The sequence below is a fragment of the Janthinobacterium sp. FW305-129 genome (genome assembly GCF_020858115.1).
Taxonomy (GTDB): Bacteria; Pseudomonadota; Gammaproteobacteria; order Burkholderiales; family Burkholderiaceae_D; genus Janthinobacterium.
In genome coordinates this window covers 171,779-197,026 of the sequence record NZ_JACYMM010000010.1, presented here as the reverse complement: position 1 = coordinate 197,026, position 25,248 = coordinate 171,779, and the positions used below count along the sequence as shown (strand labels likewise).

Here is a 25,248-nt window from a genome sequence, read left to right as displayed (position 1 = left end):
TGGCAGACTAGGCCCCTTCCTACTGACCAGACCGTCCTCATGACCGCCACGCTACGCGCCTCGCTTCGCCCCTACACCCTCGCCGGCCTGCTGGCCTTTGCCGCGCTGGGCATGCCGCCGCTGTGCGCCGCGCCAGCCAAGGCGCCGGCGGCGGAAACGGCCGATGGCGGACGCTATTTCGGTCCCCTCGTCGCGGGCAAGATGCATGGACATGGCCGGCTCGAATACGCGAGCGGCGCGTTTTACGAAGGGGGCTTCGCGCGCGGCGTGTTTTCCGGCCAGGGCAAGCTGCGCCAGGCGTCCGGCGTCGAATACACGGGCGCCTTCCGCCAGGGCGCCTTCGACGGCATCGGCCGCTACACCTCGCCCAAGGGCGAGATTTACACAGGCAGCTTCGTCAACGGCAGCTTCGAGGGGCAAGGCCGTTTCCAGGGCGCCGACGGCGCCACCTTCGAAGGCCATTTCCAGCACTGGCGCCCGCACGGCGCCGGCAAGCTGACCGACACGGACGGCACCGTCTTCGAAGGCGAATTCGTCCAGGGCCAGGTGCAGGGCAAGGCGAAAGTCACCACCAGCGACGGCATCCACTACGAAGGCGAACTGAAAGACTGGAAATTCGAAGGCGAAGGCGTGCTGCGCACGGCCGACGGCGACGAATACCGGGGCGGCTTCAAGAATGGCCAGTTCGACGGCAAGGGCGTGCTGCGCTACGCCGTGGCGCAGGCGGACGGCCGGCGCGAAGACAGCGGCAACTGGACGGAAGGCCAGCTGGACGACCCGGCCGCAGACAAGCTCACGCGCGACAATATCGAACTGGCCCTGTACAACCAGCGCACCCTGCTCGACGGCGCCCTGGCCCGCATCGCGCCGCGCGATGCAACGAAAAAGATCAATCTCTACCTGCTGGGCGTGGCAGGCGATGGCGCACAGGAAGTATTTCACCGCGAAACGGCCTTCGTGCAGCGCCAGTTCGACCGCGATTACGGCACCGTGGGCCGCTCCTTGATGCTGGTCAATAGCCGCAACACGGTGGCGCAGCAGCCGATGGCGACCTTGACCAGCCTGCGCGCCAGCCTCGACAGCCTCGGTACAAAGATGGACAAGCAGAACGACATCCTGTTTTTATTTCTCACCAGCCACGGCTCGCCCGAGCACGAACTGGCGCTGGCGCAAAACGGCATGGACTTGCACAGCCTGCCCGCGCAAGAGCTGGCCACCATGCTCAAGCACAGCGGCATCCGCTGGAAGGTCATCGTGATCTCGGCCTGCTATGCGGGCGGCTTCATTGCGCCTTTAAAAGATGACAATACCCTCATCATCACGGCCGCGCGCAGCGACCGCACCTCGTTCGGCTGCGACGACCAGAACGATTTTACGTATTTCAGCGAAGCGTATTTCAAGGAAGCCTTGCCCAAGAGTACCGGCTTTGCCGAGGCCTTCGACAAGGCCAAGGTGCTGGTGCAGGCGCGCGAGGAGGCCGATTTCCTCGAAGGCGGCATGGAGGCGGAAGAGCATTCCGAACCGCAGCTATTCCAGGGCAAGGCGATTGCAGCGCAGTTGAAGGCGTGGCGCGCCCAGCCACGCTAAGCGCTACTTTCTGTACAATAGCCATCACCATGCGTAAATTCTTCCTCATTTTGCTGCTGTTCGTGCTTCCGCTCCAGATGTCCTGGGCCGCGGCGAGCGCGTATTGCCTGCACGAGGAAGGCAAGGCGGCCCAGCACCTGGGCCATCACAGCCACCAGCACAAGGCCGATGCGGACAAAAAACCCGCCGGCGATAAAGCTGAGCAGCAGAAAAAAGGCCAGCCGCACAGCGACTGCAACGTCTGCCACGGCATCGGCCACGCATGGCTGCCGGCCGGCTCCAGCCTGCCCGTCGGCGACATGACTTCCGTCAATGCGGACACGTCCCCCTTCTTTTACGCGTCCCACATCCCGGACGCTCCCAAGCGCCCTGACTGGTCGTCGGCCACCTAGGCCGACGGGACGTTACTTTCACTGATCGCAATATGCGGGCCTGACTAAAGCAGGCGCCAGCCTGCGCGTCCCGTCGAATTCTTTTTCCATTCCCTGGAGAATTCGATGTACCGAATCATCTTGTTATTTTCCGCTGGCCTGCTGGCCGGCAACTTTGCGCACGCGCAAACACCTGAAGAACCCGCCGCGCCCCTGACCCTGCCTGCCGCCCTGCTGCTGGCCGAAGGCGGCAACGCCACCTTGTCGGCCGCCCGCCATGAACTGGCGGCTCAGGGCGGCGCCCTGCAGCAGGCGCGCGCCCTGCCCAATCCGGAACTGCAAACCGTGCTGGAAGACACGCGGCGCGCCACGCGCAGCACCACCGTGCAGCTGAACCAGTTGATCGAACTGGGCGGCAAGCGGGGCGCGCGCACCGCCGTCGCCCAGCGCGGCGAAGACGTGGCGCAAGCGGGCCTTGCACTGCAGCAAGCCGACACGCGCGCGCAAGTCACGTCCGCCTTTGTCGACGTGCTGGCGGCGCAGGAAGGCTTGCGCCTGGCTGACAGCGCGCAAGCGCTGGCCGCGCGCGCCAGCGACATCACGGCGCGCCGGGTGACGGCCGGCAAGGCCTCCCCTGTCGAGGAAACGCGCGCCCGCGTGGCCGAAGCGAGCGTGCGGCTGGAGCTGAACCTGGCCCGCAGCACCCTGGCCAGCGCCCGCAAGCGCCTGGCCGCCCTGTGGGGCAATGCCGCGCCCCGCTTTAGCGTGGCAGAGGGACGCCTGGAAACTTTGCCCGAGCTGCCCCCGGCCAGCGAACTGGCGGCACGGCTGGAGCAAGCCCCGGCCGTGCGCCAGGCCCGCAGCGCGCTGGCCCAGCGGCAAGCCATGCTGGACGTGGAACAGCGGCGCGCCACGCCCGACGTCACGCTCAGCATCGGCATGAAGCGCTCGGAAGAGCTGGGCCGCAACCAGGCCATCATCGGCCTGGCCCTGCCGCTGCCCCTGTTCGACCGCAATGCGGGCAACAAGCTCGACGCCCTGCGCCGCAGCGACAAGGCCAGCGACGAGCTGGCCGCCGCCCGCATCGCCGTGCAGACGGCTGTCGCCGCCGCCAGCGAACGGCTGGCCACGGCCCGACTCGACGTGGAAAGCTTGCGCCAGGACATATTGCCCGGCGCCCAAAGCGCCTACGACGCGGCCAGCAAGGGCTTTGAGTTCGGCAAGTTCGCCTTCCTCGACGTGCTCGATGCCCAGCGCACCTTGCTGCAAGCCAAAAACCAATACCTGCGCGCGCTGACGGAAGCGCAGCACGCCGCCGCCGAGATCGAGCGCCTGCTGGGCGCCCCTGCTCCCCTGTAAGGAATCCATGATGAATATCAAACTCGACAAGAAACAGGCGATCGCCATCGGCGCCATCGCGGCCGCCGGCATCGTGCTGGCCATCCTCATCCTCGGCACGGGCAATTCCAAGACCGCGCCGCCCGCCGCCGCCAAGGTGGAAGCCCATGCTGAAAAGAAAGACGAACACGGCCACGAGGAAGTGGAAGGCCGGCTGGAATTGACGGCTGCGCAAGGCAAGGCAGCCGGCGTCGTCATCGCCACGGCCGCGCCCGGGCGCATCAAGACCACCGTCGCCCTGCCCGGCGAAATCCGTTTCAACGAAGACCGCACGGCCCACGTCGTGCCCCGCCTGGCCGGCGTGGTGGAAGCCGTGCAGGCCGACCTGGGCCAGCTGGTGAAAAAGGGGCAAGTGCTGGCCGTCATTGCCAGCACGGAACTGTCGGAACAGCGCAGCGCACTGCTGTCGGCGCAGCGGCGGCTATCGCTGGCCCGCTCCACGTATGAGCGCGAAGAAAAACTGTGGCGCGAGAAAATTTCGGCGGAGCAAGATTATCTGCAGGCCCAGCAAGCGTGGCGCGAGGCGGAAATCGCCGTGCAGAACGCGCAGCAAAAGCTCAGCGCGCTGGGTGCCAGCGGCGCTGCCAAGGGGCCGCTGAACCGCTACGAGATCCGCGCGCCGTTCGACGGCATGGTGCTGGAAAAACACATCACCCTGGGCGAAGCCGTCAAGGAAGACGCGAACATCTTCGTCATTTCCGACCTGTCGACCGTGTGGGCGGAAATCGCCGTGCCGGCGAAAGACCTGGCCACCGTGCGCATGGGAGGCAAGGCGGAGGTGAAAGCCAGCGCGTTTGACGCCAGCGCGCAAGGCACGATCACCTATGTGGGCGCGCTGCTGGGCGAGCAGACACGCACGGCGAAAGCTCGCATCAGCTTGCAGAATCCCGACATGGCCTGGCGCCCGGGCCTGTTCGTCAGCGTGGAAGTGGTGTCCGGCGAAGCGGACGCGCCCGTCACCGTGCACAGCACGGCCATCCAGACGGTGGAAGACAAGCCCGTCGTCTTCGTGCAAATCAAAGATGGCTACCAGGCCACGCCCGTGGTGCTGGGGCGCAGCGATGGCACATTGACGCACATCAAGCAGGGCCTGGCCGCCGGCACGCCGTACGCGGCGCAAGGCAGTTTTGTCCTGAAGTCCGAGCTGGGCAAAGACTCCGCCGGCCACGAACATTGATCACGTCAAAGCTAAGGAAACCATCATGTTTGAACGCTTGATCCGCTTCGCCATCGACCAGCGCTGGCTGGTGATGCTGGCCGTGGCCGCGATGGCCGGCCTGGGCATCTACAGCTATCAAAAGCTGCCCATCGACGCCGTGCCCGACATTACCAACGTGCAGGTGCAAATCAATACCCAGTCCGCCGGCTATTCGCCGCTGGAAACCGAGCAAAGGGTCACTTTCCCCATCGAAACGGCCATGGCCGGCTTGCCGAACCTGGAACAGACGCGCTCGCTGTCGCGCTATGGCCTGTCGCAAGTGACCGTGATCTTCAAGGATGGCACGGACATCTATTTTGCCCGCCAGATGATCAACGAGCGCCTGCAGGAAGCGAAGGAAAGCTTACCGGCCGGCATCACGCCGAAGATGGGGCCCGTCTCCACGGGACTCGGTGAAATCTATCTGTGGACGGTGGAAACGCAGGACGGCGCGAAAAAGCCGGACGGCACGCCGTACACGCCGACGGACTTGCGCGAAATCCAGGACTGGATCATCAAGCCGCAGTTGCGCAACGTCACGGGCGTCACGGAAATCAATGCCATCGGCGGCTACGCCAAGCAATACCAGGTGGCGCCGTACCCGGAAAAACTGGCCGCCTACGGCATCAGCCTGCAAGACGTGGTGACGGCGCTCGAGCGCAACAACAGCAACGTGGGCGCCGGCTACATCGAACGGCAGGGCGAGCAACTGCTGATACGCGCGCCGGGCCAGGTGGCGTCCAAGGATGACATCGGCAACATCGTCGTCGCCAATGTGCAGGGCGTGGCCATCCGCATCCGCGACGTGGCCGACGTGGTGCTGGGGCGCGAGCTGCGCACGGGCGCGGCCACGGAAAACGGCCGCGAAGTGGTGCTGGGCACCGTCTTCATGCTGATCGGACAAAACAGCCGCGCCGTGTCGCAAGCCGTCGATAAAAAGATGATCGAAATCAACCGCAGCCTGCCGAAAGGCGTGCACGCCGTCACCGTATATGACCGCACGGTGCTGGTCGACAAGGCGATTAATACAGTGAAGAAAAACCTGCTCGAAGGCGCGGTACTGGTGATCGCCATTTTGTTTTTGTTCCTCGGCAATATCCGCGCGGCCGTCATCACGGCCATGGTGATACCGCTGGCCATGCTGTTCACGTTTACGGGCATGGTGCAATACCATGTGAGCGCCAACCTGATGAGTCTGGGGGCGCTCGACTTCGGCATCATCATCGATGGCGCCGTGGTGATCGTGGAAAACTGCGTGCGCCGCCTGGCCCATGCGCAGCAAAAACTCGGGCGCCCCTTGACCTTGCAAGAGCGTTTTCACGAAGTGTTTGCGGCATCGCAAGAAGCGCGCCGGCCCTTGCTGTATGGTCAGCTGATCATCATGGTCGTGTACCTGCCCATCTTCGCGCTGACGGGCGTGGAAGGCCGCATGTTTACGCCGATGGCCCTGACGGTAGTGATTGCCTTGCTCGGTGCCATGCTGCTGTCGATCACCTTCATCCCGGCCGCCGTGGCGCTGTTTATCGGCGACAAGGTAGCGGAGAAGGAAAACGCCATCATGCGCGCGGCCAAGCGCTGGTACGCGCCGCTGCTGGACAAGGTGATGCGCAACACGCCCGTCGTGCTGACGGGCGCGGCGGTGGCCGTCGTGCTGTCGGGCTTGCTGGCCACGCGCATGGGCAGCGAATTCGTGCCCAGCCTGAACGAGGGCGACATCGCCATCCAGGCCTTGCGCATCCCCGGCACCAGCTTGACGCAATCGCTGGCCATGCAGCAGCAGCTGGAAAGCAAGCTGATGGCAAACCACAAGGAAATCGCGCGCGTCTTCGCCCGCACGGGAACGGCCGAGATCGCCTCTGACCCCATGCCGCCGAATATTTCCGATGGTTACATCATGCTGAAACCCCGCAGCGAGTGGCCAGAACCGAAGAAGTCGCGCGAGCAATTGCTGGCGGAAATCGAAGCGACGGCCACCAGTTTGCCGGGCAACAATTACGAGTTTTCGCAACCGATCCAGCTGCGCTTCAATGAACTGATTTCCGGCGTGCGCAGCGACGTGGCCGTGAAACTGTTCGGCGATGACATGGCCGTCCTCGACAGCACGGCGGCGAAGATCGCCGGCGTACTGGGCAAGATACCGGGCGCGACAGAGGTAAAAGTCGAGCAGACGACGGGGCTGCCGATGCTGACGGTGCAGATCGACCGCGAGCAGACGGCCCGCTATGGCCTCAACATTGCCGACGTGCAAGCGGCGATTGCCACGGCCATCGGCGGGCAAGAGGCGGGCACCCTGTTCCAGGGCGATCGCCGCTTCGACATCGTCGTGCGCCTGCCCGACAGCCTGCGCAGCGACCTGGAGCAGTTGAAACGCCTGCCCATCGCCCTGCCCCTGGGCGCGGCGGCGGAAGGCCGCGCGCGCTTCATCCCGCTCGGCGAAGTGGCCAGCCTGCAAGTGGCGCCGGGGCCGAACCAGATCAGCCGCGAAGACGGCAAGCGCCGCATCGTCATCAGCGCCAACGTGCGCGGGCGCGATATCGGCTCGTTCGTGGCCGACGCCACGCAGCAGTTGCAATCGCAGGTGGCCATTCCGGCCGGCTACTGGACCAGCTGGGGCGGCCAGTTCGAGCAGCTGCAGTCGGCCACGAAACGCCTGGAACTGGTGGTGCCCGTGGCGCTGGCCCTCGTGTTTGTGTTGCTGTTCGCCATGTTCGGCAACGTCAAGGATGGCTTATTGGTCTTCAGCGGCATCCCGTTCGCCTTGACGGGCGGCATCGTCGCCCTGTGGCTGCGCGACATTCCCATGTCGATCTCGGCGGCCGTGGGCTTCATCGCCCTGTCCGGCGTGGCCGTGCTGAACGGTCTGGTGATGATCGCCTACATCCGCCAGTTGCGGGAACAGGGCATGCCCTTGCAGGAGGCGATACGCGAGGGAGCGATCACGCGTCTGCGGCCCGTCCTGATGACGGCGCTGGTGGCGTCGCTCGGTTTCGTGCCGATGGCCATTGCCACGGGCACGGGCGCCGAAGTGCAGCGTCCGCTGGCCACCGTGGTGATCGGCGGCATTTTATCGTCGACGGCCCTGACCCTGCTGGTACTGCCGCTGCTGTACCGGCTGGCTTACCGTAAGGAAGACGAGGTGGAAATGCAGGCCGCGCCCGAAGGCGCGGCGGTGTAATCCTGGAACCAGGCGTAGCAAAATCGTAGCGAGCGGCTTCGAGGCTCGGCGCCCCCTTGTGGCTGAGAAGCGCAGCTGTACTTAAGTACAGCGAGCATCGGAGGCCGCAAAGCGTGCCGCGCAGTAGATTTTGCTAGCCTGGCCGGCGGTAGCCGCCTTCGATCCAGTTCGCGGCGGACGTCGCGTTGAACTTGAAGGCGGCCGAGGTGCGCACCTTGGCGATCTGTTCGCCGTCGGCGTCGTAGGCGCTCAATTCCGCGTACGGGTGGTCTTCGTCGGGCACGATGTCGAACATCACCTTGATCTGCCCCTCCTCGGTGGCGACGAACACATTCTTGTGCAGTTGCGCATGCAGCTGCTGCTCGTGGCGGCGCAGCACCTCGGACGCCGTCTTGACCAGGGTATTGAAGGCGTTGACGTCGAGCGGCTTCGGGTTTTTCTTGTCGCGGCCCATGGTCCACGGGCCCACGAGGGCCGGCTCCGGCTCGCCATCCTTGATCATGGCCACGGCCCAGCCCTCATCTTCCTCATTCTTGATCACGCGCGCCGTCCAGCCATTGCCTACCCACAGGCGCGGCTCCTGGATCGGGGCGTCATTGTCCGGCTCGGCGGATTCATCGGAAAAATCGGGAAAATCGGTACTCATGGCGGTGCTCGTGATGGAAGGTCGGGGCTAGCATGATAGTCGAAAATGCCCACCCGTGCCGCCTTGCCGCAAGGTAAGACGCGGCCCGCCGTAGTCGATCCCGGCAAGAAGACAAGCTATCAATTTAGTAGCTTTATTCTAGCAATTGGGCTTTGATATTTCTCAAGCAATACTATTATTATTTTGCAATCTGAATTGTGTTTTTTGTATTTAAATATTGCACGTAGTAATGCTTGGCCTCAAGTAACTCCTTGACCATGCGACGTCCCTCGCCCCTGCACGCCGCACTGCTTCGTCACGCCGGGCACTTTCGTCTTTCCTGATAAAAATAGCTGTGCACACCATATACATTCGAGGGAACCACCATGAAAATCTTGTCCACTCTGGCCTTGGCGACGCTCGCTGCGGCCGCCGGCAGCGCCAGCGCCCTACCCACCTTCACGGCCGGCGGCACGGCACTGGCCGGTGAAGGCCTGGTGACGTCGGTTGCAGGCGCCACCACGATCGATTTCAACAGCGGGATCTTGCCAGCCAACTACATCGACGGCGCCCTGTTCACGGGCACGGACGGCAACCATGCCGCCCCTCCCGGCGACACGAGCATGTATTTGTCCGTGGGCATTTCGTCCGACCAGCACCCGCTCGTGACGGCCAGTTTCGCCAGCGGCCTCAGCTATTTCGGCTTCTACATGGGTTCGCCAGACGGCTACAACAGCGTGACGTACACCTTTGCCGACCAGAGCAGCACCACCCTGACGGGCACGGAACTGGCCAGCCTGGCCGGCAACTTGCCCGATGGCAATCAATCGGTGGGCATGTACGTAAACGCCTTCGCCGGCGAGGGGGAAAAAATCACCTCGGTGGCCTTCCACTCCAGCTCGAATGCCTTCGAGACGGACAACCACGCCTTCATCGCCGCCGTGCCGGAACCGGAAACCTATGCCATGCTGCTGGCGGGCCTGGGCTTGCTGGGTTTCATGCTGCGCCGCAAAGCGTCGTAGCAAGCGTCGTCCAAGACATGCCGTGATCAAGCCAAAGCCCGCAACGCGGGCTTTTTTTACGGCAACCATCGCACAGCGACGGCGCGGGCTTCAGCACATGGACATGGCAGGCCGGTTGGGCCAGGTCAGCGGCGGGCCGGGCGGTACCCAGCGCGGATCGATGGCCGGCAGCGGCGCATGGTAATTGAATGGGTTGATGATGATCGGCGGTATCGCCGATGGCGCGCCGACGGGCTCGGCACAGGACTGCGGGGCGCTACGCTGGCGCGTGCTTCGATGGTGGGAAAGGGATAGCGATTGATCCCCGGTATCTGCAAACCAAAGCATGTTGCCCTCCTTGCGAGACTGAGGTGTTCAGTATAGGACGGCTTGCGCGTATTACAAGAAAAGAAATCTTGTTGCAGATCAGTGTTTCCTGCCCGTGCAGACCTTCCATACCGTGAAAATGACCGCCTGTCGCACGCCGCTGGCGGCCAGCGGGGCACGCCCCTACAGTGTGAGCATGCAACACCCCATCACCCATCCACAGAGGCCCATCATGAAAAAATTGCTCACCTTCGTCCTCATCGTCATGCTCGCCTGCCTGTTCCTCGACAAGATAGCCGGCAGCGACATGCACATGCAGTTCCACGGCGACGATATCGACGGTCCGCTGGAATGGCTGTTCGGTCTGGTGTTTGCCGGCGGCGGCCTGCTGATCGCCGCCATCGCGCTGGTGTGCGCCGCCGTCGTCACGGGCGTCGTGCTGGCCGGCGTGGGCGTGGTGCTGGTGGCCGTGGTGGCCTTGTGCGTGGTGCTGGCGCTGGCCTTGAGCACGCCCGTGCTGCTGCCGCTGCTGATACCCGTCGCCATCGTCTGGCTGATCGTCAGCCGCAACCGCAAGCAGGCGCAAGCGCGTCAGCACAGCCTGTAATCACTGCGCCATGAACTTGCTGAGCACGCCGTCGCCGCCGCCGTCATTCTGCTCGATGCGGTTGCGCCCGCCACGCTTGGCCCGGTACAGCGCTTCGTCGGCACGCGCCAGCACGGCATCGCAATCGGCATCCGTGCCGGCCATGGCGGCCATGCCGATGCTCACCGTGATGGTGATCAGGATGCCGCCATCGGTGGTCAAGGAACTTTCCGCCACGCGCCGGCGCAGCCGTTCGGCAAACACGGCCGCCGCCGGCAGATCCGTGCCCGGCAGCAAGATGGCGAATTCCTCGCCGCCCACGCGACCCGGCACGTCGACCTTGCGCAGCGCCTGGCACATCAGCGCACCCAGGTGGCGCAGCACGGCATCACCCACGGCGTGGCCGTACTCGTCGTTGACGCGCTTGAAGTGATCGATGTCGAGCATCAGCACGCTGGCGCAGCTGGCCAGTTCGCGCTGCAGCCGGGCATGCTCGTTTTCCAGCGCCGCCATGAAGTGACGGCGGTTCGGCAAGCCGGTGAGGAAATCGGTGGTGGCCAGTTGCAGCAGTTCCGCATTCATGCGCTTGCGCTCGGTGATATCGAGCGAGGAAACCATGATGAAGTCCAGGCTGTCCGCATGGCCGGGCATCACCAGCAAGCTCAACTCATTTTGCCGCGCCGCGCCATCGAGGCGCACGAAGCTGCTTTCGCACTCGTACAGGTGGGCGCCGCCAGCCAGCGCCAGCAGGGCATCGCCGAAACGGGGCAAGGCGCTGTCGTCGAAATTCTGCGCCAGGCCCAGCGCGCCGCGGCGCTGGTCTTCCTCGTTGGCGCGCACCTGCGCCAGCGCGGCGCCGTTCGCATCGATGATGCGCACCAGTCCCGCCAGTTGCTGCAGCGCAGCAGGATTGGCCTGGAAGTACGCCCCCAGGTCGCGCACGCCCCCTTGCTCAAGCGTATCGAGCGCGGCGCGCACGGCCGACCAGTCCTGTTCCCACAAGGCCACGGGCGCATGGTCATACAGACTGCGGAAGCGGGCTTCGCCGGCGCGCAGGGCCAGCGCCACCTGCGCCTGTTCGATGGCCATGCCGGCCAGGTGCGCCGCCTCGCTGAGCCGCGCCAGATGCGCCGCGCCCGGCAAGGTGGGCTGGCGGTGATACGCCATCAGCACGCCCAGCAGCTTGCCCGAGCCGCCACGCACGGGCTCGGCCCAGCATGATTGCAGCTGTGCCCGCCACGCCAGTTCCATCGCCTCCTGCGTAGCGGCGGCGGCATGCAGGTCGCCGACGATCACGCGCTGGCCGTCGCGCACGGCTTGCGCGGCGATGCCATGCACGCCCTGCAAGGTGTCGAGGTCATGCCCATGGCTGGCCACGTTGAAAAACGCGGGCAAGCCCGGCGCGGCGCCCAGCACCAGGCGGTGGCGGCTCTCATCGAGCAGCAAGATGCTGCACAGCATGGCGGGATGGTCGGCCTGCACGCTGAGCACCACGCTTTCCAGCACGCGTTCCAGCGGCGCGCCCGTGGCCAGCATTTCCAGCACTTGCCGCCGCGTATGCTCGCGCCGTTCCATCTGGCTGCGCTCGCTGATATCGCGGAAGGTCCACAAGCGTGCCTGCTCATTGCCCAGCTGCATGCTGCGCACATATTGCTCGACCACCCGTCCATCGCGCAGGTGCAGCACGTCGCGCCGCTCGCGGTGGCCGTGCGGCGCATAGGCGCGGGCGCCCAGAAAAGGCGCCGCCTGCTCCAGCTGGCTTTCCACATGGCGCACCAGGGCCGTGCCATCGGCTTGCCAGTCGAGCGCGTCGGGCACTTGCCACAGGTCGCGGAAGCGCCGGTTCGAGGTGAAGATGCGGCCATCGATGTTGTCGACCAGAATGCCGTCGATGGTCGAATCGAGGATGCTGCGCAACATGGCCTGGCTGCGCTGCGCCGCCTCGGCCATCGCCAGCACGCTCGCCTGGCCCTGCTCCAGCTGGCCCGTCAGCTCGCTCGAGCGCGCCAGTGCCGCCTGCGCGCGCGCACGGCCCGCCGCCAGCAGCCAGGCGGCCAGCGCCAGCACGATGCTGGCCAGCAAGCCGGTCAAGGCCACCAGGCGGGGCCGCGCCAGCAGCTCGCCATCGAAGCCCGGCAGGGCGCGCACGCGCAAGGTCCAGGCATGGCCGGCGATGCTGATCTCCTGCTGCGACACCAGACTGTCCGAGGCGGCAAACGATAGCGGGCCCGGCAAGCTGTCATACATCAGGGCCGTCTCGGCCAGTTGCGCGCCATCATAGATTTCCAGGTCCAGCTGGCGCGCCCCCTCGCCGCCCACGCCCGCCATCAGGTCGCCCATGCGGAACGGCGCAAAGACCCAGGCGCGCAAGGCGGCGCGCCGCTGCGCCACGCTGGCATGCAGCAAGCCATTGTCATACACGGGCAGCACGACGAGGAAGCCATGCGCCTGGGCGCTGCCGCCATCCTGCACCAGTTGGATCTTGCCCGTCATGGCGGCCTGGCCCGTGTCGCGCGCCTGCTCGAGCGCGGCGCGGCGCACGGGTTCGGACCAGATGTCATAGCCGAACGCCAGCAGGTTGCTCTCGCTCAAAGGTTCCAGATAGGTGATGGGTGCGTGCCAGGCCCGCTGCCCCTGCGGACGCACGGCATAGCCGGGATAGCCTTCCGCGCGCACGCTGGCCTCGTGCCGCGCCAGGGCGGCGCCGGGCAACAGCGGCAGGTAGCCGATGCCGTGGATGCCGGGAAAGTGGCGGTCCACCTGCTGCACCGCCAGGTAGGCGTGGAATTCGCGGCGCGTGACTTCCTGCGAACTGGCATACAGCCCTTGCACCCCGTGCAGCACCTGGATGTAGGTCTGCATGCGGCCGACGATGTTATTCACCAGTTCGCGCACGCGGAAATCGAAATCGGCCTGCACCTGCTGTTCGCTGGCGTCGCGGGCATTGCGCCAGGCGCCATACGTCAATCCCAGGCACAGCGCCAGCACCAGCGTGGCCAATACGCGCGGTCCCACCCAGTGCGACACTGGCCGGGCAAACCACGACGAAGACGCGCGTGTAGGCATGGCAGGCTGACAAGCAGAACGGGTATCCAACCGCTACACGGTCAGCAACATGGCTGGCAGCGGGCTGCACGATTACCATCGGTAGTCGATGAGAATGATAGTACGTTACAGCGGGCAGCCTTGCAATGCTGAATATTGTATGAAAAAAATCACAAATTTCGTAAATGCAATAATGTGTACTTCGGGAAAATTCGATGCCGTAGAAACCATCACGCAGGAGTCGCGTTTGCAGCAAGATAGCTGGCAGGGAACACTATGGCTGGCGCCTGACTTTGCCATCCTGCATGGCGCAGCGGGCGCCACGGCCAGCCACGCCCATTATGCGCACCAGCTGATGCTGAGCACGGGAGCGCCCTTCACGGCCGAGCTCGACGGCATCGTCCACACGGCGCGGCACTTGCTGGTCGACAGCCTGCGCCCGCACGCCATCCTGGCCGCGCCGGCGCCCATGCTGACCATCTATGCGGAACCGCAACGGCTGGGCGCAGCCCTGCTGGCAGCCGCCGGCGGCGCAGGCGCACCCACCCTGGACGGCATTGCCGCCGCGCTGCAGGCACAGCCGCGCCAGATCCTGGCCGACGCGCGCCTGCAGCGGGCGCTGGACCAGGTCGATGCGCTGCTGTCGGGCAAGGTCAGTGCGGCCGCCGTGGCCGAAGCGGCACACTTGTCGCTGAGCCAGCTGGAGCGGCTGTTCAGCGCCCAGCTGGGCTTGCCCGTGCGGCGGCTGGTGCTGTGGCGCCGCTTGCGCCTGGCCATCCGTTTCATCTTGCTCGGCAGTACCTTGACGGAGGCGGCCCACGGTGCCGGCTTTGCCGATGCCGCGCATTTTTCGCGCACCATGCGCAGCCTGTTCGGCGTGCGCGCCGACCGCAGCTTGCGCCAGCTCAAGGTCACGCTGCTCGATTAAGTGTTCACTTCAGCGCCTGCTTCAAGCCGTCCGGCAGCTCGGGCGCGCGCACGCCCTCTTCCGCGCGGAACGGTTCGAGCAATTGCAGCAGGTAGGCCACAGGATAATCGGGACGGCTGCCGATGCCCAGGTCCTCGCCCCGCATGCGGTAATCCGGTGCGTCGAAACGGGTGCCCAGCAGGCGGTCCCAGCAGGTAAAAAACAGGCCGAAATTCACGTCGCCCGCCGTGCCGTATTTCATGTGGTGGAAACGGTGCAGCGGCGCCCAGGCAAACACGTGGCGCAGCGGCCCCATGCGCATGTCCACATTCGCGTGCTGCAGCAGCAGCTGGATCGCCACGGCAAACGCCAGCACGGCCATGACACGCTCCGGGATGCCCAGCAGCAGCAAGGGCAGCATGCCGCCCGCCGCTTCCAGCAGCAGGTGCAAGGGGTGTTTCATCCAGCCATTGAAACCATACAGGCGCTGCACGCTGTGGTGCACGGCATGCAGTTTCCACAGAAAGTAATAACGGTGACTCAGGTAATGCACGAGCGTGATGCCGCAGTCGGCAATGACAATCGCCAGCAGCAACTGCAGCCAGAACGGCCAGGCGCCGGGCCAGAACGGCCCCAGCGCCAGGTGCCCCGCCAGCAGGGGGAAGGCCGCCAGGCCCGGCAGGTACAGCGCCTCGTTGACGAGCGCATGCACGGCGTCGCGCCAGCCGTCGCCTTGGGCGTGGTTCCACGCGCCATCGTATGGCAGATACCGTTCGGCAAGAAACGAGGTGAGCAGGGCCAGCAGCAGCAAGGGCGGCAAGACCCAGAGGGAATGTTGGCTAACCGCAATCAGATAACTGGCGGCGCCGATGAAGCCGCCCCAGAACACGGGGCCGTACAGCGCGGCAAAGAGGGATGTCATAACAAGATGCTCCTGTGGCAAAAACCACAGCATGGCTTGTCCCCCTGCCGCGCCGCTTGAAGAAACGGCGCAACACCACTTACTTGACGGCCTTGCGCGCAGCGTATTGCTGGTAGCCGTTCGCGCGCAGGGCGCAGGCCGGGCACGTGCCGCAGCCATAGCCCCAGTCGTGCAATTGCCCCCGCTCACCCAGGTAGCACGTGTGGGTGCCGCTGCGGATCAGGTCAACCAGCGGCTGGCCGCCCAGGTCTTCCGCCAGGTCCCAGCTTTGCGCCTTGTCCAGCCACATCAGCGGCGTTTCCAGCTTCAATCGCGTGTTCATGCCCAGGTTCAGGGCCACTTGCAGCGCCTTCATCGTGTCGTCACGGCAATCCGGGTAGCCGGAGAAATCCGTCTCGCACATGCCGCCCACCAGCACTGTCAAGCCGCGGCGGTAGGCCACGGTGGCGGCCACCGTCATGAACAGCAAGTTGCGTCCAGGCACGAAGGTATTCGGCAAGCCGTTTTCCTGCATGACGATCTCGACGTTCTGCGTCATGGCCGTATCGGAAATGGCGGAAATCAGCGACAGGTCGATCATGTGGTCCTGGCCCAGGCGGCTGTCCCACTCGGGCGACTGCCGGCGCATCTGCTCGAGCACGCCGGGACGCACGGTCAGCTCGATCGCATGGCGCTGTCCATAGTCAAAACCGATGGTTTCCACTCGGCTATAGTGCTTGAGGGCCCAGGCCAGGCAGGTGGTGGAATCTTGCCCACCGCTAAAGAGCACCAGTGCGGAGTCAGTTGCTAGCATAATTTCTTTCTTTTCAGTTTTACTCTGTTGCAATCGTGCGCGGGGAAACGGGATTCCCTGCGCAAAAAATACTTATTCGTCCGCCATCAGTTTACCTATTCCGGTAACATGCAGTCAGCATTTACTCATCTGGAGCACCATGTTTTCTGCACGACCCATACGGCATACAGCTGCCGGCAAGGCGATACGACCACGAATTTTGGCACAAGTAGTGACAAAAGCAATGGGTCAACTGACACTGGCGGCCGCCGGCAGTGTCATCTCGCTGTTTCCCATCGCCCATGCCGGCGCGCAGGAGGGTACGCAGGAACGCACGCAAGACGCCGTTGCGGACAGCCCCGCCACGGAAGCGGCGCCCGCCCCGCTGCAGTACGAGGTCAAGGTGAACGCGCCCGGCGACCTCGATGAGTTGCTGGAAAAAAACCTGGATCTGGAACGCTTCCGCGGCAACCCGCGCATGGACCGCGAGCAGTTGCAGCGCCTCGTGCGCGATACGCCCGAGCAAGCCAGGAACCTCATCGCCACGGCCGGCTACTACACGCCCGTCGTCACGGTGCGTGTCGATACGACGGGCGCCAAACCCGTCGTCATCGTCGACGTCGACCCGGGCCAGCCCGTGACCGTCGACAAGGTCGAGCTGGAATTGCGCGGTTTCGACCCCACGCCGCCGCTGGCCGCTTCCGAGCCCTTCGATACGGAAGCCCTGAAGCGCAGCTGGTCGCTGAAATCGGGCAGCGTGTTCCGCCAGGCGGAATGGGAGTCCGCCAAGCGTGCGCTGCTGCGCGAAGTGGTGCAGACGCGCTACCCGCGCGCCCAGCTGGTCGATACGCAAGCCGTGGTCGACCCGGAAACGCACAAGGTGTCCTTGCTGGTGGTGCTCGACAGCGGCCCCGAGCTGCGCTTCGGCGAGCTGCGCATCGAAGGCTTGAAACGCTACGATGCCAGCATCATCCGCAACCTCGACAAGATACGCCCGGGCGACTATTACAGCGAATCGGCGCTGCAATCGTTCCAGGCGCGCCTGCAGGACACGGGCTACTTTGCCAGCGTGGAAGTGAGCGCCGACATGAGCAGCATCCTGGGCGAACAGATCGAGGCGGGCCAGGAAAGCCAGCAAGCCGAGGCCGAAGGTGCCAGCGCCGGGGCCGCCGCCGAAACCAAGCCCGCCAACCGCGGCCCCGCGCCGCTGCTGCCGCTGGTCGTGCGCGTGACGGAAAACAAGCAGCAGAACGTCAGCGCCGGTCTCGGTTTCAGTACGAATACGGGTAATCGTGCCCAGCTCAACTACGACAACCTGAACGTGTGGGGCACGCGCTTCAAGAGCGCGCTCACGATGGAAACGAAGAAACAGGCGGCGCACGCCAATTTTTACTTTCCGACGACCGAGCGCGGCTACAACGACAGCGCGGGCGCCTCGTTCGAGCGCAGCGACATTTCCAACGAAATCACGGCCGTCACCACCATCTCGGCCAAGCGCAACTGGGGCGGCACCAACCTCGAACGCAGCCTGACGTTCGAGTTCCTCAGCGAAGACAAGACCGTCGTGGGCCTGGAACAGACGCGCAGCAAGAGCTTGCCGCTGACCTATGCCATCACCAAGCGCAGCCTCGACAGCCTGCTGTTCCCCACCAAGGGCTATGTCATCAATGCCCAGGTGGGCGGCGCCCTGCTGCCCGTGCTGACGGACGAGCGCTTCGTGCGCGTGGCCGGCAAGGCCGTGTATTACCGTCCGCTCGGCGAAAAGGGCGAGCTGATCGTGCGCGGCGAAATGGGCGCGCTGGGCTCGAAGGAAAAACGCGGCGTGCCGGCCGTCTACCTGTTCCGCGCGGGCGGCGACCAGTCGGTGCGCGGCTATGCCTACCAGGAATTGGGCGTCAAGGAAGGCGACGCCACCGTCGGCGGGCGCTACATGGCCACCGCCAGCGCCGAATACCAGTACTGGTTCAAGCCGAAATGGGCGATTGCCGCCTTCTATGACGCCGGCAACGCGGCCGATACCGTCAAGGCGCTGACGCCGAAATCGGGCTATGGCCTGGGCGGGCGCTACAAGAGTCCCGTCGGTCCCATCAATGTCGACGTGGCATATGGCCACGCCGTCCACGCCTACCGTTTGCACTTTTCTCTGGGATTCACTTTCTGATGTCCGATATTTCTACCGAGTCCCCCAACGGCGCCGCGCCGCCACCGCCGGCGAAAAAACCGCGCCGCTGGCCCCGCTACGTGCTGATCGCCGTCGCCAGCCTGGCCGTGCTGCTGGGCGCCGGCTTCTGGTTCCTGGGCCGCGAATCGACCCTGCAGATGCTGGTGCAAAAAGTGGCCAGCGCCAGCGGCGGCGACATTGAAGTGTCGGGCGTGTCCGGCTCGCTGTACAACCGCATGCACCTGGGCCACGTCAGCTACCGCAGCAAGACGCAGCACATCACGGCCGACAACATCGACATCAACTGGTCGCCGTTCCAGTTCTTTTCGGAAGGCATCGCCATCAGCGAACTGCACGTGGCCAGCCTGGCTGTGGAAAGCACGGCGCCGTCCGAGGAACCGTCGACCATGCCCGCCAGCCTGGCCGCGCCTTTTAAAATCGGCATTGCCGACGCGCGCCTGGACAAGGTGACCCTCGTCAGCGCGGGCGGCAACACGGTATTTGAAAAGATCCATTTCACCTTGTCGGGCGACAAGTCGCAATGGCAGCTGGAAGACGCCTCGGCCCTGACGCCGTTCGGCCAGGCCACGGCCAGCGCGACGATTGCCGCCACGCAACCGTTCAAACTGTCAGGCAAGGCGGGCTTGACGCAGGTCAACCCTGCCGCCGGCGAAAAACCGGCCGCCCTGGCGCTGCAGCTGGGCGGCGACCTGAACCTGCTGAACGTGACGGCCAAGGGCAGCGCGGGCGCGGCCACGGCCGACGCCCGGCTGGCGCTGGCGCCGTTCGACCCCGTCATCATCCTGCGCTCGGCCAGCATTCAGGGCCGCAACATCAATCCGGGCAAGTTCGACGCCACCTTGCCGCAGGCGGACCTGAGCCTGGAACTCGATGCCGCCATCGACACCCGGCCGGCCAGGCAAACCGTGTCGGGCAAGCTGGCTATCCTCAACCACGCCACGCCGGGCCCCATCGACCAGCAAAAGCTGCCGCTGCGCCAGTTCGAGGCGCGCCTGGGCGGCACCCTGACGGCCACGACGCTGGAATCGGCCATCATCGATTTCGGCAACGCGGGCAAGTTCACGGGCAGCGGCAAGCTCAACCGCGACGCCGTCGATGGCCCCATCGGCAATGCGCAATTGACCTTGCACACGGACAAGATCGACTTGCAGCACATCTACAGCAGCATCAACAGCACGAAGATCGTCGGCGATATCGTGCTCGACAGCGACGGCAAGACGCAAACCCTGCGCGCCAAACTGGGCGAAGCCAAGCTGCGCCTGGACGTGGAAGCGACGCTGGCCGACTCTCTGGTGCAACTGCGCAAGGCCACCTTGCAGGCAGGCAAGAGCAGCGTCAACGCGACGGGCCAGATCAGCCTCAAGGACGAGCAGCCCTTCAAGGCCGTGGCCAGCACCAGCCGCCTCAATCCCGCCGACTTCGGCGCCTTCCCCGTGGCCGACCTGAACCTCGACGTGCGCGCCAACGGCCACGTGACCCCCAAGTGGCTGGCGAATGCGGACTTCACCGTACGCCCCAGCAAGCTGCTCGACCAGCCTTTGTCCGGCAAGGGCAAGCTGACGGCGGATGCGGCCCATTTCAGCGGCATCGACGTGCAATTGGCGCTGGGCAAGAATAACGTCACGGCCAAGGGCAACTTTGGCGGCGCCGGCGAAAAACTCAACTGGAACGTCGATGCGCGCCAGCTTTCCGCCCTGAAAAGCGACTTGCTGGGCGCCGTGCAGGCCAGCGGCGTGGTGCAAGGCACCGTGCAGCAGCCGCGCACGAGCTTTGTGGCCGATGCGAAAGGACTGGGTTTAACGAGCGGCAAGCGCCCGGCAGCGGACAGCGCCATCCACGCCAGCGGCGAAGTGGGCTTGACGGGGCCGAAGCAGCAGGCGGAATTGAAAATGACGGGTTCCTTGCAAAAGATCAACCCGGCCGCATTTGGCGCATCCCTGCCCAACGGCAACGTCAATGCGGATTTCAACGGCAGCGGCCGCCTGACCAGCGACTGGCAAGTGGCCCTGAATATGGCCCTGCGCGAATCGACCCTGCAAAACGCCCCGCTGGCCGGCTACGCCAAGCTGTCGGCGAACGCGAAACGCATCGACAGCGTGGATACGGAATTGCGCCTGGGGCCAAACAGCTTGCTGGCCAAGGGTGCGCTGGGCGGCGCCACCGACAAGCTGACGTGGAAACTCGATGCGCCGCAACTGTCGACCCTGGGTCCCCGCTTTGCCGGCGTGCTGCATGCGGCCGGTTCCGTCTCGGGCAAGATGGACGCGCCCGCCGCGCAACTGACGCTCGATGGCAAGGACCTGACCTTCTTTGGCGACCAGCAATTGAAAGCCGTCAAAGGCAGCGCCAGCGTGGGCGCCGGCCAGGGCGCGCTCGACCCCATGGTCAGCAGCCTGGAGATCACGGGCTACGCCACACCCACCTTCAAGCTGGCCAGCGCCCGCCTGGGAACGACGGGCACGCGTGGCAGCCATACGCTCAGTTTGACGGCGCGCAATGACGATTTCGATGCCACCGTGCAAGTCAAGGGCAGCCAGAGCGGCGCCGCCTGGACGGGCAGCATCGACAGCCTGCAAAACAAGGGCCGCTACGCGCTCGTGCTGCAGGCGCCCGTGCCCGTGAAAGTGGCGGGACCAGCCGGCAGCGGCGTGGCGGGCCTGGGCCAGCCGGAACAGATCAGCGTGGGCAACACCGTCATCAAATTGCCGGCAGGCAGCATCACCATGCAAAACCTGGTCAAGAACGGCCCCCGCTGGACCAGTTCCGGCCAGGCGGCTGGCGTGGCCCTGACCTATCTGGCGCAGGTCATTCCCTCGCTGCAAGCCAATGCGCGCAGCGACCTGACCCTGGGCGCGCAATGGTCGCTCGACATGCAGGTGCCGACGGCGAAGCAGAAAGACCCGTCCCTGGCGGGCATGCTGCACATCTACCGCGAAAAAGGCGACGTGACGGTGGGCGTGGAACAGCCGCTGGCGCTGGGCTTGCGCACCTTCGATGCCCGCGTGGATGTCGCCAACCAGCAGCTGCGCCTGGCCGTGAAACTCGATGGCGCGCGCGCGGGCCAGAGCGATATCAATGCCACTGTGCAAATGCTGAACGGACGCATCAGCAACGACAGCGCCCTCTCCCTGACGGGTACCACCAGTATCGATTCACTGGCCTGGCTGGCGCCGCTGACGGGCCAGCCGGGCCTGGAGCTGGGCGGCGCCCTGAAAGTGGCGCTGGCCGGCAGCGGCACCATCGGCGCGCCGCAACTGAATGGCGACATCAACGGCAGCAAGCTGCTGGTGAACTGGGCCGACCAGGGCTTGAAATTGCGCAATGGCGTGCTGCAAGCCAAGCTGGCCGGCGATCAATTGCAATTGCAGCGTTTGAGCTTTGACGGCGGCGATGGCAAGGTGCAGGCAGATGGCTGGGTACGCTTTGCAAATGGCGAGGCGAGCCTGGAACTGAAGCTGATGGCCGACCGCCTGCAGGCGCTGTCGCGCCCTGACCGCACTTTGGTGCTGTCCGGCAACAGCACCCTGGTGCGCAACGACAAGCGCTTCAGCTTCGAGGGCAAGTTCAAGGCCAACCGCGCGCTGATCGAACTGGCGCCGCAGGATACCCCGACGCAAAGCAATGACGTGGTGGTGCTGGGCAAGGAAGCCAAGGGTGGCAAGGAAGCGCCTTCGCTGCCCCTGAATATCGACCTGGAATTTGACCTGGGCAACGCCTTCCACCTGCGCGGCATGGGGCTCGATGCGGACCTGGCCGGCAATGTGCGCGCCAGGGTCATCAACCGCGCCGCGCCGCGCGTGACGGGCAGCATCAAGGTTGTCACAGGTCAATACGCGGCCTACGGCCAGAAACTGTCGATCGAGCGGGGCCTGATCGCCTTCACGGGCGCCTACGACAACCCGTCGCTGAACATCCTGGCCGTGCGCAAGCGTCCCGAAGGCGAAGCCCTGTCGGAAACGAATGTGGAAGCGGGCGTGGAAGTGCGCGGCACGGCCCAGGCGCCGACGGCCAAGCTGGTGTCCACGCCGAGCGTGTCGGACAGCGACAAGCTGGCCTGGCTGATCCTCGGCCACGGCGCGGAAACGGCGGCCGGCGATGAAATGGCCTTGCTGACGACGGCCGCAGGCGCCCTCTTCGGCGGCTCCGGCGGCGGCTTGCAGGGCAAGCTGGCCAATTCGCTGGGCCTGGACGAAGTGGGCCTGTCGCAGGCGCAAGGGCTGGAAAGCACGGTCGTCACCGTCGGCAAGCGGCTTTCGTCGCGCGCCTACCTGACGTTCGAGCAAGGCACGAGCACGGCGACGAGCCTGGTGAAACTGCGCTATAAGCTGAACCGCCGCATCACTTTACAGTTCCAGACGGGCACGAACAATGCGCTCGACGTGTTGTACACGTGGGCGTTCGATTGACCGTCCGACCGCTCGACAATACGGACAGCCGGTAATCAATGCCGCTCAGTGCAGACTGAGCGGCATTTTTTTATCGATGGCTGATCACGAAACGCATAGGCGTAAAAACAAAGAATGGCGAAATTGGCGCAACCAAGAATTCCCGAGAATCATGCCAAAAAAATAAATTATTAAGATACAATCAATTCGCAGCAAATTTATGGGGATATATTTTTTTGAATTTTATAATCAAGGAAAATAGATGAAAACCAAAAAGAAAATTGCTTTTGCCGCTACGCTTGCAACATTGCTGGTTGCCGCCGCGGCTTACGCCCGGCCGATGTATTCCATTAGCTACACTTACTATTCCGATGCATCGTACTCGGACTACGTAGGCGGCGCAGAGTTCACCTGCTCGGGCAGGATGATTTATTGGGGCGAACAAACACCGTACCGCACGGAAGACATGCAAATGCCATGCTCCTCCACCGGACCGGAATTGCCCGGAACTGGCCACGGCTACCCATAAAATATTTACGCAGAAATAATAGAATATCGTGAAGCACGGGACAGCATGCATTTGGCATGCATGAATATTGCACTTTTAAAAACATGAGCACCGAACCCGGAAAATGACATGTTGTTCCGTAAAAAAAGCCCGCTACGCGGGCTTTATCTTTTCAGGACTTTTAAAAATGCATTCCAGGGCCGCAATGACGGCCGGATTTTCGCACCCATATCGGAAGGAATGATGGGGCAGGAACCCGCCGCACTCTTGCGGCAAAGGACGCCAACGGCTTACTCGGCCACGTCGAGTCCCCGCTCGATCATGCCTTCGACATACGCGCGCAGGTATTGTTCCAGCGCGGGGCCGGACAGCACGTTGGCCGTCAGCGCGCCGTGCGGCGAGCCTTTCAGCACGCCGTCGTGGTACACGCGCGCAATCCAGGCCACGTCCGCGCCCTGGGTGTAATCGAGTTCATAGTCGAACGATTCTCCGCTGACTTTGCGTGTGTAGACTTCCTTGACAATTGCCATCTAAAACAGCCTTTCTTGACGAGATTAACTGGGATGCGGGTGCGGCACGGGATCGTCCTGCGGCACCGGGTGCACGGGCCCCGGATGGTGCCCGGGCGCTTCTTGCGGCTCCGGCGCCGGCATGGGTTCATCGACGGGCGCCGGGTCGGGCGCGCGGTGGGCATGGATGACTGACATGGCTGGCCTCCTTGCAGACAAAAGAAGACCATACCACGAGATGCCCGCCACCTGTCCATATTTGCCTGCCGGCCTGGCGTCCGCGAACGGCGGCATGGCGCGACAGGGCATAGTGCTTGCATGCCATGTAAATGTCAACAAGCAACTTTTACCGTTTGACAAGCATCGCCGCCCGCCCCCATCTGGCTTACAATCGCTGTTTTACCGTACCCGAATGCCTACATGGAAACCACTACCCTTGCCCTGCTGTTACTGGTCCCGCTGCTGGTCTGGCGCATTTATTCGCGCCTGAAGAAACTGGTGGCGCGCCAGAAGTCGCAGCTGTGGCGGCACTGGACGGTGGCGGTCGCGTTTCCCGCGCTGCTGCTGTTCCTCGCGACGACGACGAAATTCGACGTCCTGCCCCTGTCCAGCCTGGGCGCGGCCGCGCTGGCCGGCGGCTGGCTGGGCGTGCTGGGCCTGAAGCTGACGCGCTTCGAGCCGGTCGGCAAGGATTTCTTCTTTACCCAGCACCGCTACCTGGGCCTGGCCATCACGATGCTGTTCATCGCCCGATTGCTGTACCGCGGCATGGAAATCTACCTGAACTCGCGCCTCGACGTGCCCGTGCCGCCGCCGCCATTCGGCCAGAGCCCGCTGACGATGGCCGCCTATGGCCTCGTCATCGGCTACTACGCCGTCTACGCGTGGGGCCTGGTGCGCTGGCGCCAGCGCAACCAGCCCTTGCAGGCTGCCGAGTAACTCAGTAGTACTGGCACAGGCCGGTACACGTCGTCACCGACAGCGCCTGGCGTATCGTCGCCAGCGCCGGCGCCAGGGCCGGATCGATATCCTGGTCCGCCTGCGCAAGACTGCCCAGCAAACGCTCGCGCAACGGCGGCGCCATCAGCGCCACATTGGCCGACGCGTGCTGCGCCGCCGCTTCCAGCATCCGTTTCTTTTGCGCCACGCTCCAGAACGGCACTTGTACGAACTGCACCACGCCAACATACATGGTGGTCGAACCCTTGCTGAAGGCGCGCGCGCGCATGCGCTCGGGTCCGCTCACCGCATCCGCTGGCTGGGCACTGAATTCCTGCTCCATCAAGCCAATCAAGTGCGCATGACAATGCATGCCAAAGGCAAAAAAGGTGCTCATTTCATCGCCATAATTGGCCAGGTTCTGCGTTACCTGGTCCGTGCGCGCCTGCTGCAATTCGGCCCCGGACAGCGGCAGCGGCCGCTCGCTGCCGAACGTGTAATACGCCTTGCCGATGTTGGTTGCCCGCTCGCACAGTGCCACGCTCTGGTTCAGGTCCTGCAGCGCGGCGACGGGCGCCTGGAACAGGCGCGGCGCATCGGTAATCCGCTCAAACAACGCTGCCACGCCAGGATCGCCCAGGCGCGGTAAGCCGCTCTGCATCGTTGCCTTGGCCATCAGCGCTTCCAGCTGGCCGCTGGCTTGCTGGAAATCGGTATAGCTGTCGGCCCAGGCGGCGGGCGCCACGAGGACGGAGGAAAGGCAGAACAGGCGGCCGAGGCGGCGCAGCGGCATGGAAATCAGGAAGGACAT

General features: G+C 64.4%; 20 protein-coding genes. 12 read left to right on the top strand and 8 right to left on the bottom strand.

Features of this window, described 5'->3' with window-relative positions:
• Positions 1-39: 39 nt before the first annotated feature.
• From IGS61_RS20775 to IGS61_RS20755, 5 genes are all read left to right on the top strand, one after another.
• The gene (locus tag IGS61_RS20775; protein ID WP_230541371.1) at positions 40-1,587 is read left to right on the top strand and encodes a C13 family peptidase; all 1,548 of its coding nucleotides are present in this window, start codon (positions 40-42) and stop codon (positions 1,585-1,587) included.
• 29 nt (positions 1,588-1,616) lie between these two features.
• Entirely contained in the window at positions 1,617-1,979 is a 363-nt protein-coding gene (gene czcI / locus IGS61_RS20770) for a cation efflux protein, CzcI family (protein WP_230541370.1), read from the top strand.
• A gap of 105 nt (positions 1,980-2,084) precedes the next feature.
• Entirely contained in the window at positions 2,085-3,317 is a 1,233-nt protein-coding gene (locus tag IGS61_RS20765; protein ID WP_230541369.1) for a TolC family protein, read from the top strand.
• 10 nt (positions 3,318-3,327) lie between these two features.
• Entirely contained in the window at positions 3,328-4,533 is a 1,206-nt protein-coding gene (locus IGS61_RS20760) for an efflux RND transporter periplasmic adaptor subunit (RefSeq protein WP_230541442.1), read from the top strand.
• Positions 4,534-4,558: 25 nt separating this feature from the next.
• Complete coding sequence (locus tag IGS61_RS20755; protein WP_230541368.1) at positions 4,559-7,729, top strand: efflux RND transporter permease subunit; 3,171 nt, start codon at positions 4,559-4,561, stop codon at positions 7,727-7,729.
• A gap of 133 nt (positions 7,730-7,862) precedes the next feature.
• Here IGS61_RS20755 and IGS61_RS20750 read toward each other — a convergent pair whose 3' ends face one another.
• Positions 7,863-8,375 (bottom strand): hypothetical protein, encoded by a 513-nt coding sequence (locus tag IGS61_RS20750; protein WP_230541367.1) that lies wholly within the window; start codon positions 8,373-8,375, stop codon positions 7,863-7,865.
• Positions 8,376-8,740: 365 nt separating this feature from the next.
• Here IGS61_RS20750 and IGS61_RS20745 point away from each other — a divergent pair, with 365 nt between their 5' ends.
• Complete coding sequence (locus IGS61_RS20745) at positions 8,741-9,376, top strand: Npun_F0296 family exosortase-dependent surface protein (RefSeq protein WP_230541366.1); 636 nt, start codon at positions 8,741-8,743, stop codon at positions 9,374-9,376.
• A gap of 90 nt (positions 9,377-9,466) precedes the next feature.
• On the opposite strand, the gene IGS61_RS20740 is transcribed toward IGS61_RS20745, so the two are convergent.
• Entirely contained in the window at positions 9,467-9,703 is a 237-nt protein-coding gene (locus IGS61_RS20740) for a hypothetical protein (protein ID WP_230541365.1), read from the bottom strand.
• Positions 9,704-9,914: 211 nt separating this feature from the next.
• On the opposite strand from IGS61_RS20740, the gene IGS61_RS20735 reads away from it, so the two are divergent.
• Positions 9,915-10,289 (top strand): hypothetical protein, encoded by a 375-nt coding sequence (locus tag IGS61_RS20735; RefSeq protein WP_230541364.1) that lies wholly within the window; start codon positions 9,915-9,917, stop codon positions 10,287-10,289.
• On the opposite strand, the gene IGS61_RS20730 is transcribed toward IGS61_RS20735, so the two are convergent.
• Entirely contained in the window at positions 10,290-13,334 is a 3,045-nt protein-coding gene (locus tag IGS61_RS20730) for a sensor domain-containing diguanylate cyclase (RefSeq protein ID WP_230541363.1), read from the bottom strand.
• Positions 13,335-13,506: 172 nt separating this feature from the next.
• Here IGS61_RS20730 and IGS61_RS20725 point away from each other — a divergent pair, with 172 nt between their 5' ends.
• On the top strand, positions 13,507-14,241 hold the full coding sequence (locus IGS61_RS20725; protein WP_230541362.1) for a helix-turn-helix domain-containing protein: 735 nt from the start codon (positions 13,507-13,509) through the stop codon (positions 14,239-14,241).
• A 4-nt stretch (positions 14,242-14,245) separates the two neighbouring features.
• Here the strand turns inward: IGS61_RS20725 and IGS61_RS20720 are convergent, their stop codons facing one another.
• A complete protein-coding gene (locus IGS61_RS20720; RefSeq protein WP_230541361.1) occupies positions 14,246-15,142 on the bottom strand; it encodes a sterol desaturase family protein in 897 nt (298 codons plus the stop codon).
• Positions 15,143-15,221: 79 nt separating this feature from the next.
• Entirely contained in the window at positions 15,222-15,935 is a 714-nt protein-coding gene (gene queC / locus IGS61_RS20715) for a 7-cyano-7-deazaguanine synthase QueC (RefSeq protein WP_230541360.1), read from the bottom strand.
• A 223-nt stretch (positions 15,936-16,158) separates the two neighbouring features.
• Here queC and IGS61_RS20710 point away from each other — a divergent pair, with 223 nt between their 5' ends.
• The 3 genes from IGS61_RS20710 to IGS61_RS20700 all read left to right on the top strand — a co-directional run bounded on the left by IGS61_RS20710 (position 16,159) and on the right by IGS61_RS20700 (position 23,010).
• Positions 16,159-18,075, top strand: coding sequence for an autotransporter assembly complex protein TamA (locus IGS61_RS20710; protein WP_230541359.1), 1,917 nt, complete (start codon positions 16,159-16,161; stop codon positions 18,073-18,075).
• A complete protein-coding gene (locus tag IGS61_RS20705) occupies positions 18,075-22,502 on the top strand; it encodes a translocation/assembly module TamB domain-containing protein (protein WP_230541358.1) in 4,428 nt (1,475 codons plus the stop codon). The genes IGS61_RS20710 and IGS61_RS20705 overlap by 1 nt, the downstream gene beginning before the upstream one ends.
• Positions 22,503-22,743: 241 nt before the next feature.
• Positions 22,744-23,010, top strand: a complete 267-nt coding sequence (locus tag IGS61_RS20700; protein ID WP_230541357.1) for a DUF6289 family protein — start codon at positions 22,744-22,746, stop codon at positions 23,008-23,010.
• A gap of 269 nt (positions 23,011-23,279) precedes the next feature.
• On the opposite strand, the gene IGS61_RS20695 is transcribed toward IGS61_RS20700, so the two are convergent.
• Together IGS61_RS20695 and IGS61_RS20690 are read right to left on the bottom strand one after the other, a co-directional pair.
• The gene (locus tag IGS61_RS20695; RefSeq protein WP_034753464.1) at positions 23,280-23,519 is read right to left on the bottom strand and encodes a hypothetical protein; all 240 of its coding nucleotides are present in this window, start codon (positions 23,517-23,519) and stop codon (positions 23,280-23,282) included.
• Positions 23,520-23,543: 24 nt separating this feature from the next.
• Positions 23,544-23,696 (bottom strand): hypothetical protein, encoded by a 153-nt coding sequence (locus IGS61_RS20690; RefSeq protein WP_168208500.1) that lies wholly within the window; start codon positions 23,694-23,696, stop codon positions 23,544-23,546.
• A gap of 222 nt (positions 23,697-23,918) precedes the next feature.
• Here IGS61_RS20690 and IGS61_RS20685 point away from each other — a divergent pair, with 222 nt between their 5' ends.
• Positions 23,919-24,437, top strand: coding sequence for a hypothetical protein (locus IGS61_RS20685; protein WP_230541356.1), 519 nt, complete (start codon positions 23,919-23,921; stop codon positions 24,435-24,437).
• A 1-nt stretch (position 24,438) separates the two neighbouring features.
• On the opposite strand, the gene IGS61_RS20680 is transcribed toward IGS61_RS20685, so the two are convergent.
• Positions 24,439-25,248, bottom strand: coding sequence for a hypothetical protein (locus IGS61_RS20680; RefSeq protein WP_230541355.1), 810 nt, complete (start codon positions 25,246-25,248; stop codon positions 24,439-24,441).

Bases quoted from the DNA above. Each gene is read 5' to 3' on its own strand.
- IGS61_RS20775 (WP_230541371.1), top strand. From the start codon at position 40: ATGACCGCCACGCTACGCGCCTCGCTTCGCCCCTACACCCTCGCCGGC.
- czcI (WP_230541370.1), top strand. From the start codon at position 1,617: ATGCGTAAATTCTTCCTCATTTTGCTGCTGTTCGTGCTTCCGCTCCAG.
- IGS61_RS20765 (WP_230541369.1), top strand. From the start codon at position 2,085: ATGTACCGAATCATCTTGTTATTTTCCGCTGGCCTGCTGGCCGGCAAC.
- IGS61_RS20760 (WP_230541442.1), top strand. From the start codon at position 3,328: ATGAATATCAAACTCGACAAGAAACAGGCGATCGCCATCGGCGCCATC.
- IGS61_RS20755 (WP_230541368.1), top strand. From the start codon at position 4,559: ATGTTTGAACGCTTGATCCGCTTCGCCATCGACCAGCGCTGGCTGGTG.
- IGS61_RS20750 (WP_230541367.1), bottom strand. From the start codon at position 8,375: ATGAGTACCGATTTTCCCGATTTTTCCGATGAATCCGCCGAGCCGGAC.
- IGS61_RS20745 (WP_230541366.1), top strand. From the start codon at position 8,741: ATGAAAATCTTGTCCACTCTGGCCTTGGCGACGCTCGCTGCGGCCGCC.
- IGS61_RS20740 (WP_230541365.1), bottom strand. From the start codon at position 9,703: ATGCTTTGGTTTGCAGATACCGGGGATCAATCGCTATCCCTTTCCCAC.
- IGS61_RS20735 (WP_230541364.1), top strand. From the start codon at position 9,915: ATGAAAAAATTGCTCACCTTCGTCCTCATCGTCATGCTCGCCTGCCTG.
- IGS61_RS20730 (WP_230541363.1), bottom strand. From the start codon at position 13,334: ATGCCTACACGCGCGTCTTCGTCGTGGTTTGCCCGGCCAGTGTCGCAC.
- IGS61_RS20725 (WP_230541362.1), top strand. From the start codon at position 13,507: ATGTGTACTTCGGGAAAATTCGATGCCGTAGAAACCATCACGCAGGAG.
- IGS61_RS20720 (WP_230541361.1), bottom strand. From the start codon at position 15,142: ATGACATCCCTCTTTGCCGCGCTGTACGGCCCCGTGTTCTGGGGCGGC.
- queC (WP_230541360.1), bottom strand. From the start codon at position 15,935: ATGCTAGCAACTGACTCCGCACTGGTGCTCTTTAGCGGTGGGCAAGAT.
- IGS61_RS20710 (WP_230541359.1), top strand. From the start codon at position 16,159: ATGGGTCAACTGACACTGGCGGCCGCCGGCAGTGTCATCTCGCTGTTT.
- IGS61_RS20705 (WP_230541358.1), top strand. From the start codon at position 18,075: ATGTCCGATATTTCTACCGAGTCCCCCAACGGCGCCGCGCCGCCACCG.
- IGS61_RS20700 (WP_230541357.1), top strand. From the start codon at position 22,744: ATGAAAACCAAAAAGAAAATTGCTTTTGCCGCTACGCTTGCAACATTG.
- IGS61_RS20695 (WP_034753464.1), bottom strand. From the start codon at position 23,519: ATGGCAATTGTCAAGGAAGTCTACACACGCAAAGTCAGCGGAGAATCG.
- IGS61_RS20690 (WP_168208500.1), bottom strand. From the start codon at position 23,696: ATGTCAGTCATCCATGCCCACCGCGCGCCCGACCCGGCGCCCGTCGAT.
- IGS61_RS20685 (WP_230541356.1), top strand. From the start codon at position 23,919: ATGGAAACCACTACCCTTGCCCTGCTGTTACTGGTCCCGCTGCTGGTC.
- IGS61_RS20680 (WP_230541355.1), bottom strand. From the start codon at position 25,248: ATGTCCTTCCTGATTTCCATGCCGCTGCGCCGCCTCGGCCGCCTGTTC.